General features: G+C 58.6%; 8 protein-coding genes and 1 pseudogene. 5 read left to right on the top strand and 4 right to left on the bottom strand.

Annotation, left to right across the window (positions count from 1 at the left end):
* The 3 genes from EN879_RS09195 to EN879_RS09205 form a co-directional block, all read right to left on the bottom strand.
* Positions 1 to 1,159: ABC transporter transmembrane domain-containing protein (locus EN879_RS09195; RefSeq protein WP_245493809.1), on the bottom strand; the 1,159-nt coding region annotated here is incomplete at its 3' end.
* Between the two features lie 237 nt (positions 1,160 to 1,396).
* On the bottom strand, positions 1,397 to 3,571 hold the full coding sequence (locus tag EN879_RS39355) for a DUF4347 domain-containing protein (protein ID WP_127274018.1): 2,175 nt from the start codon (positions 3,569 to 3,571) through the stop codon (positions 1,397 to 1,399).
* 81 nt (positions 3,572 to 3,652) lie between these two features.
* Entirely contained in the window at positions 3,653 to 3,967 is a 315-nt protein-coding gene (locus EN879_RS09205) for a hypothetical protein (RefSeq protein WP_063170476.1), read from the bottom strand.
* 1,077 nt (positions 3,968 to 5,044) lie between these two features.
* On the opposite strand from EN879_RS09205, the gene EN879_RS09210 reads away from it, so the two are divergent.
* Positions 5,045 to 7,840 carry a glycosyltransferase family 25 protein gene (locus EN879_RS09210; protein ID WP_063170477.1) on the top strand — a complete coding sequence of 932 codons (2,796 nt, stop codon included), beginning with the start codon at positions 5,045 to 5,047 and terminating at the stop codon, positions 7,838 to 7,840.
* Positions 7,841 to 7,893: 53 nt separating this feature from the next.
* Here the strand turns inward: EN879_RS09210 and EN879_RS09215 are convergent, their stop codons facing one another.
* Entirely contained in the window at positions 7,894 to 9,081 is a 1,188-nt protein-coding gene (locus EN879_RS09215) for an FkbM family methyltransferase (protein WP_082826729.1), read from the bottom strand.
* 168 nt (positions 9,082 to 9,249) lie between these two features.
* Here EN879_RS09215 and EN879_RS09220 point away from each other — a divergent pair, with 168 nt between their 5' ends.
* The 4 genes and pseudogenes from EN879_RS09220 to EN879_RS39805 all read left to right on the top strand — a co-directional run.
* A complete protein-coding gene (locus EN879_RS09220) occupies positions 9,250 to 10,140 on the top strand; it encodes a hypothetical protein (RefSeq protein ID WP_244514450.1) in 891 nt (296 codons plus the stop codon).
* Between the two features lie 367 nt (positions 10,141 to 10,507).
* Entirely contained in the window at positions 10,508 to 10,690 is a 183-nt protein-coding gene (locus EN879_RS09225; RefSeq protein WP_063170480.1) for a DUF3606 domain-containing protein, read from the top strand.
* An 18-nt stretch (positions 10,691 to 10,708) separates the two neighbouring features.
* Positions 10,709 to 11,494 (top strand): exodeoxyribonuclease III, encoded by a 786-nt coding sequence (gene xth, locus EN879_RS09230; protein WP_063170481.1) that lies wholly within the window; start codon positions 10,709 to 10,711, stop codon positions 11,492 to 11,494.
* 286 nt (positions 11,495 to 11,780) lie between these two features.
* Positions 11,781 to 12,028, top strand: a pseudogene (locus EN879_RS39805) (nucleotidyltransferase domain-containing protein); the annotation flags it as partial.
* Positions 12,029 to 12,475: the final 447 nt, after the last annotated feature.

Here is a 12,475-nt window from a genome sequence, read left to right on the forward strand (position 1 = left end):
CTTCCGCCACCCGCTCGTCCCAAAGCGCCCTGCGTTGCGGTTCGAGACCGAGCGCCTTCACCGTCTTGATGCCGACGACGGTTTCGCCGAGCGCCGCCGCCTTCCAGGTCTCGGCATCGACCACTTGCTGGTAGCGGCGGCGCAACGGCGCGAGAAAGGCGAAGATGATCAACATAATCACGCCCGCGCAGGCAAGCACCATCCAGCCCAGCGTGGCGTTGATATAGAACATCACCGGGATCAGCACGCAGAGCGTGATCAGATCCAGGAACGTGCTGAGGAGTTTTCCGGTGAGGAATTCGCGGATGCGATAGATCTGCGCGAGATGGTACATCGTCTCGCCGGCCGGATGACGCTCGAAATAATCAAGCGGCAGACGCAGGAGCCTGCTGAAAACATGCAAGTTCAGTTTGGTATCCAGGCGGGCGCCGACGACGTTGATGATCAGCCGTCGGGCGTGACCGAGGAGCGTCTCGTAAACGAACAGGACGGCAATTGTGGCCGACAGGAGCACGAGGGTTGAAACGCTGTTGAACTGCAGCACCTTGTTGACCAGTGTCATGACCATGAGAGGCGGCAGAACGGTAAGGAGGCTGAGCGTGAACGAGGCGATACCGATGTCACGCATAGAACGGCTTTCGAACCGTACCAGGTCGATCAACCAACCGAGGGTGAAAGGCGCATCGGCCGCGATATAGGATCGCGCTGGACGCAACAGCACGGCCTCACCCGCCCACACCTGCGACAGCCGCAACTCGTCGATGGCGATGGCTTCGGCATCCTCGGGCGCATCCGCACTTTTGAGGAAGACGACATTCCGCTCTGGACTGGCCCCGGTGAGGAGACCTGCGCCACCGTCATTGAACAGCAGGACGACCGGTCCCGTGTGCTCGAAGCGCAGAAGATGCGACCAGCGGATGCGAAGCGCACGCGACCACATGCCGCCGTTCTGGGCCCATTGCGAGAGATCGGTCGCGTTTGGAACCGGGCTTGCGCTCGCCACCTTGAACTCGTTCGGGTCGAGTTCGACGCCATGGTAGCGGGCGACCCGTAGCACCGCCTTGAGGCGCGGGGCAATCCGGTCGAACTCGGCGGGTCCGCCGGGTGCCCTCCCCGCCTCGCTCTGGCTGCCAACCTTGCCCGTCGCCTCCGCGTCCACGCGGATCGAGGTTGGCCGTGCATCGGCGTTCAGAGGTATGCTCACCATGCACTTCCCCTCCGGCCCACAAGCGAGGGTTCAAGGATGCTCCGGGCAAGCCGTCCCAGCCGGGACTGCTGACAAAACCCACTATATTCCAAATAGGCCAGCCGCACGGGCCCTTTGCCCGCCTGGAAATGGTGAACGCGCGGCACTTGCGTTCCCGCAAGGGCCGCGCGTTCTTTCTTCAACCTGGACTCAGTCATTAGGTTTCAGAATATCCTTCATTGCCTTCTTCAGCGTGTCGTCGGTGTTAGTGTATCCGGCGCCTTGCTTGCCCTTGTCAGAAGTCAAGTCGGACGTTGCACCGGATGTCTTGTTCTGGTTCGGACTAAGGCCCTTGATCGTATTGAGAACGTTCAAGAGATCGCTCGTCACCGAACCCCCAGCCAGGCCAACGAGCTGCCGGAACGAGGCTTGGCTATCGGTGTCGCTGCTGGCGGCCGGGCCCGATTGCAAGAACTGCTTGGAGTCCTTGAGTCCGATCGTATCGGCCGAGACCTTGACGTGGTTGCCGTTACCTGGCGAACCATCGTTGTCGGACCCGTCATTGCCATGCCCCTTGCCTGGGTTGCTGCTGTCGCTTCCATCAGGATCGTTGCCGCCACCGTTGTTGCCATGGTCGCGGTCACCGGTCCCGCCGCCCGAGCCAGTCGCACCTGTCGGACCTGTCGAACCGGTGGCTCCGGTTGAGCCAGTCGAACCTGTAGAGCCTGTTGCTCCAGTCGAACCGGTCGAACCTGTAGATCCGGTCGAACCTGTCGATCCGGTCGAGCCAGTTGCTCCGGTATCACCGGTTGCACCTGTGGCGCCGGTCGAGCCGGTTGCTCCGGTCGATCCGGTCGAACCTGTTGCCCCAGTAGAGCCGGTCGAACCTGTCGATCCGGTCGAGCCAGTTGCTCCGGTATTACCGGTTGCACCTGTGGCGCCGGTCGAGCCGGTTGCTCCAGTCGAGCCGGTCGAACCTGTTGCCCCAGTAGAGCCGGTCGAACCTGTTGCCCCAGTAGAGCCGGTCGAACCTGTTGCCCCAGTAGAGCCGGTCGAACCTGTCGATCCGGTCGAGCCAGTTGCTCCGGTATTACCGGTTGCACCTGTGGCGCCGGTCGAGCCGGTCGCACCAGTAGAGCCTGTTGCTCCAGTCGAGCCGGTCGCACCAGTAGAGCCTGTTGCTCCAGTCGAGCCTGTTGCTCCGGTCGAACCAGTAGAGCCTGTTGCTCCGGTATCACCGGTCGAGCCAGTCGCTCCTGTATCGCCCGTCGCACCTGTGGCTCCGGTATCGCCTGTGGCACCCGTTGAGCCCGTGGCACCGGTATCGCCCGTAGCACCCGTTGCTCCGGTATCGCCTGTTGGTCCGGTATCCCCGGTCGAACCTGTTGCACCAGTATCGCCAGTCGCGCCTGTGGCGCCGGTCGCACCAGTAGCCCCGGTTGCGCCCGTAGCGCCGGTCGCACCAGCGGCCCCTGTCGCACCCGCGGTGCCAGTGCTCGCGAGGGTTAATAGGCCACCATTAAAGTGGTCGCCATCGTTGCCCGCGGCGCCTGGGTTGTTGATTGGCGTGGTAGCGAAAAGATAACCCGGTTGGTTGCCCGCCGTGACGGGGTCAGCGTCGGCGACAAAAGTAAGTGTGCCGTATAGGCGGAAGCCAGAGTCATAGATGAGATAAGTATGGCCAATATCTGGAACTGTTACTGTTATCGAGAATTTTGGAGCCACGGCATTGGCTGCGGATGGCAACTGAAAGCTACCTACAACCGTATCATCGGTTGTAGCTGGCGTATTAATTGTATCAATCAAGTAGTACGTGTTGATATTGTTACTTGATCCAGTATCTATAGTGCCGGTAAGTGTCAGATCGCCCGCAGCCAGAACCCCCACGTAATCCGCCGCGCCTTCAGAGGTTAGTGGCGGCAGGGGCGAGGACGCGTTCCTGCGTGCGCACAGCTCCCAGGCGCCGCCCAGGTCGGCTGCGCCGACTAGCGTTCTCGATGCGCAGACGTCCGCGCCAACTGCCTCTTCCAGAGCCGCCACGAAGGTCTCGCCCGCCTCCCCCGACGCCGTCTCGCAGCTCCACAGCCGCAGCTCGCCGTCTGTGGCAAGCGCCCGGCCGATTGCGGCAAGATCCTCGGCCTCTTCCTGCAATGTAGCAGATGACCACTCCCCTGCTGTGAAGCCGACACGCCCAGACCCACCATGTGCAATGACGTGCACCGCTTCGAGCCCTGCGTGCCCCGCGAGCGCGGCAGCGATCTGCCGCGCCGCCGGTCGGCGGCCGTTGAGCACAATCGCTTGAACCTCGGGTCGCACGCTGCCGAGAATTGCCTGGAGGTCGGAAACTGAAGGATCGACAAAAAGAACTTCAGAGGCACGGGCCATGACTGGCTCCTGTTGGCTTCGAACTCAATTCACCGGCAGCCACTCACTGGCCTAGCCGGCAAGTACTGCGACTAGAGAGATTTACCTCCCGGACGGCCCGACGGCGCCGTGGGGACGTTCCACCACTGGCGTCTCGACGCGGAGGAAGTTGGCGACCTGGAAGTTCCCGCCTTCATCAAACGTCCCAATGGCAAGCGAGCCGGCGGTGCTTGGGACTTTGACGGTGAGGGCGACAGCGAGGCTTCGCTTGACGGCTCTGGGAAGAACGACCTGACCGACAATAGCGCTCTTGGCCGTGTCCAGAATGAAATAATTTATATTTTCAATCGTGTCGCCGATCGGCAAAATGCCTCGAACGGTGACTTCCATAGCCGCAAATCCTGCCGTGAAGCTCATCATCTTCTCCTTGGTCGCCGGCGGCCGGGCCGCAGCTTCTCTTGGTCGTACCTTAGATTTCAATCGCTGGTTCAATGGCTGCAGAGCGCGGGCGCCCGGTGAGGCCGGTCGCGCGCATTGCCGCATTGCGGGCAGGTCTAAGAGACGGGTGCGCAAGGCTTGGCAGCCTCTTCGTGCCGCTCGATCGGATGGCGCCCCAGTTGTCTTCGCCCAGGTGAGTGAGGCGTCCAAAGGACACCGAGGAATACCCATCAATCGCTGGGTAATCCGTGCTGTTGGCCGACTGCGGGTAATTCAGGCGTTGTTCTACGCCTAAGCCTGCGTCATGGCCCCATCGCCTCGTACACGGTATCACCCCAACCATGGTCACTCCCGTCACGCGTGTCCCCGATTTCTCGACGACGACTTACGAGGGAACCAACTGCTTGCGGGGGAACATCAGATTTGGGAAAACGCCGGCCTTGAGTTCAAGGCCGTACAACGTCTTCTCTTGCACGTCACCACACACTCGCCACGCCCTCACGCACGAAGTGACTTGCTCCAGACACTCTCCTGGCTTCGCAGACGCAGCCCAACAGGCCCTCTGCCCGGTTCGCGGGAACCCTCTCAACACAAGACATTAGTAAAATCTAAAATTAGCAACTTGTAAATAACCAAGTTAACAATTTATTAATTGTGGACCATGAGTAACTACTTTCGGTCGACATCAAATGGCGCGCATGGGCCGAACGCATCGAAAAATCCGAGGCTTAAGGGTGCCCTCTGGTTCGCGTCGAACCCTCGATGTCGCGGCGGAATTTGCGCCTCAGCGATTGGGTCGACGGGAAATTCTGTTCTTAACCCTCTGGTCCCGAGCGACCGCAAGACCCTTGCTGCGACGGAAAGCGCTGGCTAAACAATGGACGGGTTGAGGCAGCACTTGGCTGTGAAGGGGCAATCGTTCTTTGCAACAAAGGTCATGCAAATGGCCAAGGCGACGGGATGATGCATGAGATATAAAGCCGGACAAAGGCGCAGGAATTCCCTTCAACAATTTCCAGCAGCGTGTAACGAACGCCACTCCGCCAAGGGATTAGCATGAGCACCATCGGCCTGTGCATGATCGTCAAGAACGAGGCAAAGGTCATCTTGCAATGCCTCGCCAGCGCGCTTCCTCTCGTTGACTACGTGCTCGTCATCGACACGGGTTCCGAGGACGGCACGCAGGACCTCATCCGTACCTTCCTGACCCTGCACAATGTCAAAGGCACAGTCATCGACGAGCCTTGGCGGGACTTTGCGTACAACCGTACCTTTGCCCTTGACCGCCTGCGTGAAGTCGAGACGGTCGACTACGCCATGATCATCGACGCCGACGACGTCGTGGTCCAAGACGCTGACTTCGATCCGATCGCGTTCAAGTCGAACATGGAACACGATCTCTACGACGTCGAGGTGTCCCATGGGGGCATTTCGTTTTATCGCCCGCAGATTTGCCGCAACCGGCTTCCCTTCTCCTTCAAGGGCGTGCTGCACGAATATCTCGAGGCCCCTCCCGGCCATCTCACACGCGAGACCGCCAAGGGTTTTCGCGTGGCGACGGGGCGTGGCGGAGCACGCAGTCAAAACCCGCGAAAGTACCAGGACGACGCGGCGGTTCTTGAAAACGCGCTTGCTACGGAGACCGACCCGTTCCTTATTTCGCGATACACCTTCTATCTGGCGCAGAGCTATAGGGATTCCGGAGAACGTGAAAAATCGCTGGCAAACTATCTGAAGCGCGCCGAGCTGGGCTTCTGGGACGAGGAAATCTATGTCAGCCTGCTCGAAGCGGGCAATCTCATGGCAGCGCTGGGACGGCCATTCGACGAGGTCGTTGCAATCTTTGAGCGTGCGACGCAGGCCGTTCCCGCCCGCGCTGAAGCTCTTCACGCCGCGAGCCTCTATTGCCGCACCCAGGGCCGGAACGCGGAGGGAGCGGAATTTGCGCGTCGAGGGCTCGACCTTGCACAACCCCCCGGACTTTTCATACAGCCTTGGGTCTACGATTACGGATTGCTCGACGAGTTTGCCGTCAATGCCTACTGGACAGGCGCTTACCGGGATTCACTCGACGCCTGTCTGAAATTGCTCGCCAGCGAAAAATTGCCGGCGGAAATGGCGAAGCGCGTGGTAGCCAACGCGCGTTTCGCCACTGACAAGCTTCCGGTGCATGAACCGTCGAATCTCGGGGCGTTCGGGACAGAGAGCTTGATCGATCAGCACAAGCTTATCCGGCAGCGTTCGCTGCGGTCGCGCCTGAAGGGTTCACCGCGCATCCTGATTGCAATCCTGGCAAAGCAGAAGGAACTGGCACTGCCGCTTTACCTCGAGTGCATCGAGGCGCTCGACTACCCGAAGGCATCGATCGTCCTATACATCAGGACAAACAACAATACCGACAGGACCGAGCATATACTGCGCGAATGGGTAGAGCGCGTGGGTCACCTCTATGCTGCGGTCGAAATCGACGCCTCGGACGTCGTCGATCGTGTTGAGCAGTTTGGCGAGCACGAATGGAATGAGACGCGCTTCAGAGTGCTTGGCCGAATCCGCAACATAAGTCTGCGGAAAACGCTCGAGCACGGCTGCGATTTCTATTTCGTGGCCGACGTCGACAATTTCGTGCGATCGGCCACGCTGCGAGAACTTGTCGCGCTTGATTTGCCAATCGTCGCGCCTCTGCTTCGCTCTATCTCGCCGGGCCAATATTATTCGAACTATCATGCCGAGATCGATGCCAACGGGTATTATCTGCAGTGCGATCAGTATGGTTGGGTGCTCAACCGCCACGTGCGCGGCGCCATCGAGGTGCCGCTCGTGCATTGCACATATCTTGTCCGGGCTGACGTGCTGACCGAACTGACATACGAGGACGGCACATCGCGGTACGAGTACGTTGTCTTTGCTGCCAGCGCCAGAAAGGCCGGAATCGTCCAGTATATGGATAACCGACAAGTCTATGGCTACATCACCTTTGGCGATGGCCAATACCATGTGAGTGATGGCATCGAGCGGGCTCGAGCGCTGTTGCATGGTGCGGGCGATACCTCCGCATTCACTGCCGCCACGCCCTCTGTCTCCGGGACGATGCCAGCCCGGCCTGTCGAGCCGACGGGTTCCCCGAAAATTCACCTGATAAACCTAGACCGCAGCATCGAGCGCTGGAGCAGGTACCAAAGTAACAACTGGCATCTATTGAACAATACCGTTCGCGTATCAGCCGTTGACGGCACTTCTCTCGACAGGGAGGCGCTCATCAAGGAAGGTCTGATTACCAGTGATTGTCCGTATCCCCCGGGCACGTTGGGGTGCGCTCTATCCCATATCAGCTTGTGGAAGCTGTCGGCTTCAGAAAACAAGACTATAACTATTTTCGAAGACGATATTCGGTCATCGTTTCGATTCACGGAGGAATCCACCAGTATTATATCTCAAGCACGGGCAGATTGGGATATCATACAGTGGGGCTATATATTTGACCCATCCTTTCTCTGGCTTGACCTTGGTTTCTCAAAAGCCAAAATGGAATTCTACGATCGTCAATATACTAATAGAACTGCCTTGTTCCAGTCCGAGAACTTCTCCAGATTCCTTATCAAGGTAGAGCATTCGTTTGGGCTTCAGGCATACACAATCACACCAAGGGGTGCGCGGATACTTCTGGAAAAGTGTCTGCCGCTCCGCAGCAGACTTATCCCGTTTCCTGGAACTGGCGTCGTACTTGACGACACGGGCATTGACTGCGCGATGTGTGCGGCATACGGCTCGATGCAAGCTTTTCTTTGCATGCCGCCACTCGTTATTCTAGACGATGAGCAACCTTCAGATCGAGTGGCGACGGATCAGGGGTGAGCCTTGAAGGACTCTACCTCGATCGCTGGCGAACGGTCGTTCTATTCATGGCCTCACGGGTAAGGAAGAATTCCTAACACCTGAATGATTACAGCAAATTTTCGCTTTTCTAGATCAGAAAGAGTTGCAACCTTGTCGCGCCTCTTCGTAAAAAGGGCATCAAACTCGACTGCATCGCCATCGAAGTGCGGTACTTGATTAAGCTGGCGTAGGGCGAAACCGAAATCGCCCAGAATGTCGACTATGTCACCAATCAGCTTTTGTCCTCGATATATCGGAACAACATGCGTTTCCAGCTCGATAGCCAAACAGGATTCCAGAAGGTGGCCGAAACCAAGCAGAACTTCGTATTCAAGACCTTGGACGTCTATTTTTATAACATCCGGTGACGGAACCGCGCTTGCGCGGAACAATTCGTCATATCGAACACATTCGACCTCTTGCATGCTGACAACGTTGAAGACACGGGCTACTGAGTAGTTCTGCAGGATCTCAAAATTTGGCTCTCGCAAAGACGAGCAGTATGATCCGGCAGTAATATACAGCTTTTGGGGGCCAGAAGTGTTTGCCAGCGCCTTTTCCACCACTTGCGCGCCCGGAATTCGATCGAGGGTTTGTCGTATCACCGTCGCTTCCGACGACAAGGGTTCGAACACGACGGGCGTAATATGATCGGCTCGCAGCATCCACTTGAGCTGTAGCCCTCCTTGGCCGCCAACATCGACGAGGGTGATCCGCTCCTCTGCCGGCGTGCGAGACAACTCGGGGTATGCATCAAACGTTTCAACCAGAACGCTCAAGAGTGCAAACTGTTCGAGTCCAGTGCCGGCGTAGACGGGACGACCATTGTCGGAGCAGCCTATTGAGAGAGACCCGTGGCAACTCAAAAAGCTCACATCGATCTCGATCGTGTCATCTGGATGAGCGTTGATCGAAATGGTGTGACTGATACCCCTGTTTATTATGGTGCCGTCGAGTGCAATTTCGGCAACATCCAAAGAACCATAGTGATGGATATAGAAGTTTGTGGTGGTCGTGGGCAAGAATCTGAGGACGCACCTCATCCGAACCATTCGAAACAGAAAAGCTGAATCGTGAAGTCGTAGAAGATGCCAGTCACGGCGGTCACTGTCGCGAACGACCAAAGCTCCGCCAACGATATGAGTCGACATTTCGTGGACGACCTGCCAGCTTGATAAAGCATCGCCAACATACGTTTTGGAAAAGATCACCTCGCCCACCCTCGAGTCCCCTAGCCGCTTCCGAGTAGTTCAACTCTCAAGGGGTCTACGCTTAGACCTCGGCCGATGACAGAACAAGCTGGACTTCCTATTTTTCTCTTTGCAGGGCAACATGGTCGAGTTTCGAAGTTGCTGCGACGAGATCTCCTAAATTTGCTAGCAGGTTCAGTGGCCGGCAGCCTCACACCAGTGGCGTTGACACCCTCGGGCGGTTGGAGCACAGGCTACGGGGTCATGTCTTCCCCACCTTCCTCAGCTAGCTCGCAACCAAACCTCCTCACCGCCCCCATCGAGCTTGCCGGCGACTGGGGCCACATGCTTGAGGGAGCCGCTGATCAGGTCGTCGAACGCATGCGGCATGCATGCCTCGACGGCGTCCGCCTGCTGTCCGACCGCCAGCCGACGCGCCTGCGTGTCGACGAGCACACTTCCGGCACGCCGGCAATCTGGCTGCATCCGGACGGCAGCAGTATGGCCTGGATCATCGTCGATATCGGCGAGCGTGACTGGTCGAAGCTCGCCTACCAGTTCGGGCACGAACTCGGCCATGTGCTGTGCAACAGCTGGCAGCCGGACGCCAAGCCGGCGCCGCCTTGCCAATGGATCGAGGAAACCATGGTGGAGGCTCACTCGCTGCGAGGGCTCGCACGTCTGGCGAAAAGCTGGAAGGAGGCGCCACCCTTCGCAGGCGACAATGCCTTCGGCGATGCCATCGCCCGGTACCGCCAGGACATCATCGATCGTTATGCAGCGCTGGCTGAAAGCCAGGGGCTCACGCGCGACGCCGCTGCGTGGTTCGCCGACCACCGCGGCGAGATCGAAATGCCCGCTCTTAATCCGTTCGCCCAGGCAATGTCGCTGACCATCCTCGCCGAATACGGCCGCGCGCCGGACTGCGTAGAGGCTTTGGGGGCACTCAACCGCTGGCCCGGCCGCACCAGCATGCCGATCGCCGAGTACCTCGGACACTGGGAGGCGAGTTGTGTCGAATTGCGCGCTTCGCCCAGATTGCCGATCCGCCTGCGTGATCTGCTGCACGTTCAACAGCGGGCCAAGTGAAGAGCGCTTAGGCCGGTAGGTACGGACCGGCTTAGCCTGCGCTCGATGACCGTGTCCGGTCAAAGACATGTCGGTCGTTTCCTTGCTCGCGGGCTCACACGCACATTGGCATGGCATCTCGGCTCGCGGCGCTTTTCGGCGCCGAGTCCGCCATCGTGAGTTCTGGCAGGACTGGTCAGGCCGCGCGACATGCAACATGGGCCGGAATCGCGACCTGAGCGCGATACCCATCAACTTGTCGAACTCGAAATTATGGCTCGATTCAATCGTGTGCGTGGAATTCGGTTCAAAGCGGTAGTCGACAGATTGAACCGGAAGAGTCTGGCGGCGTTATCGGGTCTGGAATGGCAATCTTTTGGAGGATGAAATGCCCAATACTGGAACAACACGTGGACGCAACCAGGACCGCGCGAAGGTCGCTGGGGGGCAGGATCACGAAGTGAAATACGAGGCGGGTAAGACCGGAGCGAGCAAGGCCGACGTGAAGTCAGCCGTGAAATCGGTCGGGAACAGCCGCAAGAAGGTCGAGGATAAGCTAGGTAAGAACTGAACCACGGGGTCCGGCTAGATGCTCCGGGTTGCCACGTTCAATGTAAACGGCGTCAATGGTCGTCTGCCGGTCCTCATCGCGTGGCTAAAGGCCACGCGCTATGACGTCGTCTGCCTTCAAGAACTCAAAACCTCGGACGAGAAATTTCCGGCCGAGGCGATCGGCGATGCTGGCTATGGCGCGATCTGGCACGGCCAGAAATCCTACAACGGCGTCGCTATCCTGGCTCGCGGAGCTGACCCGATCGAGCGCCGACGCGGGCTTCCTGGCGACCCTGACGATAGCCATAGCCGCTATATCGAGGCGGAGATCAGCGGGCTCGTCGTCGGCTGTCTCTACCTGCCAAACGGAAATCCCGCCCCTGGTCCCAAGTTTGACTACAAGCTGCGCTGGTTCGACCGCCTGATTAGCTACGGCCAGGATCTGCTCAAAGCGGGAGCGCCGACCGTGCTGTGCGGCGACTACAATGTCGTTCCAACTCCGATTGATGCCGTGGTGCCGCGACGATGGATCGGCGATGCGGTTTACTTTCCCGAGAGTCGCCAAGCCTATGCCGCGATGCTCGAGGACGGCTGGATCGACGCGGTCAGGCGCATCCATCCGGAAAAGGGGGTCTATACGTATTGGAACCACTCCTATGGGGGCGGCTACGACAAGAGTTCTGGCCTGCGAATGGACCATCTGCTGGTCAGTCCCTCGTTGTCGTCCCGGCTTCGCAATGCGGGGGTGGATGCAGAGACGCGAGGATGGGAGAAGCCGAGCGATCATGCGCCTGCATGGATAGAACTTGATAGCCCGAGTTGAGACTTGAAATGCCGTCCGATTCAGACGGTGCTGGCTGCTCCAGACTTCGCCCCCTTTGTCCGACATTTGTAGTCATTCTTCGGACCACGTGGCGTCGCGCATTACTTTTGCCACCGAGCGGAATATTGTGTTTGGATCTCCATACGATCCGCACGAGCAGGTAATTGGGAACGACAGCATCGAATGCGTGGGAACTGACCACGTTGCTTCACGCGGGCAAACGCGTCAGTCTGTAGAATCGAGGCTTGTCTCGGCTATGTATGCAATGGACGACCGACCTTTGTTTATGAAATCCAGCATCGACAACCTCCCGCCACCAAAACAGCGCGAGCTGAGAAAGACGGTCAAACTCCTTCTCGAGGAGTTTGAGGATGCCCTCAAGGGCGGGACGGCCGACTTCAAAAGGCGTGGGCGCATCCTCAAGATCATACTTTTGGGTCCTATGCGCGTGGCGACTGGGTCGACGAGCCGCATACCAGGAAGGGCTATCGTTCGGATTTCGATCTGCTGGTGGTGGTGAACAATCGCAAACTGCCGCGGCGGCGTTCGCCCCGTACGGAAAGCGGTACTCCTCCATCGCCTTGGAAATCGGCATGTCGCCGGTTCCCGCGTAGCGGCCGGCAAAGGGGTGTTTCCCCAAAACAGCAACAGGAAGGCCATCAGGCGAAACCTCCGTGGTCTCAACGACCCTGAAAGCTTTCTTGTCGAAAAGGAAGTTGGCCTCACCGGTGTTTTTTGTCGCCCTGCGCGCGAGTGCTGCGGGCCGCCAGTTTTGGCTGAAACCGGTAATGTACGAGCAGCCCTCAGAGCGGCTGGATCACCTCCCATCTGACCGAGCCTCGCTCGGCCGCTTTTTCACAGGGAGGAAGGGACAAGGAAAGGGCACAGGGGGCATGGAGTAACTTGCCATGGCCTGCGCGGTGGCGGTGCCATTGGCGGAAACCACAAAGCTGTTCAGTGTCGGGGTACCCAGGCCATGGT

Source organism: Mesorhizobium sp. M7A.F.Ca.AU.002.02.1.1, from assembly GCF_003998535.1.
In the GTDB taxonomy this organism is placed as follows: Bacteria; Pseudomonadota; Alphaproteobacteria; order Rhizobiales; family Rhizobiaceae; genus Mesorhizobium; species Mesorhizobium ciceri.

Coding starts and splice junctions, on each gene's coding strand:
- EN879_RS39355 (WP_127274018.1), bottom strand. CDS start 3,571: ATGGCCCGTGCCTCTGAAGTTCTTTTTGTCGATCCTTCAGTTTCCGAC.
- EN879_RS09205 (WP_063170476.1), bottom strand. CDS start 3,967: ATGAGCTTCACGGCAGGATTTGCGGCTATGGAAGTCACCGTTCGAGGC.
- EN879_RS09210 (WP_063170477.1), top strand. CDS start 5,045: ATGAGCACCATCGGCCTGTGCATGATCGTCAAGAACGAGGCAAAGGTC.
- EN879_RS09225 (WP_063170480.1), top strand. CDS start 10,508: ATGCCCAATACTGGAACAACACGTGGACGCAACCAGGACCGCGCGAAG.
- xth (WP_063170481.1), top strand. CDS start 10,709: ATGCTCCGGGTTGCCACGTTCAATGTAAACGGCGTCAATGGTCGTCTG.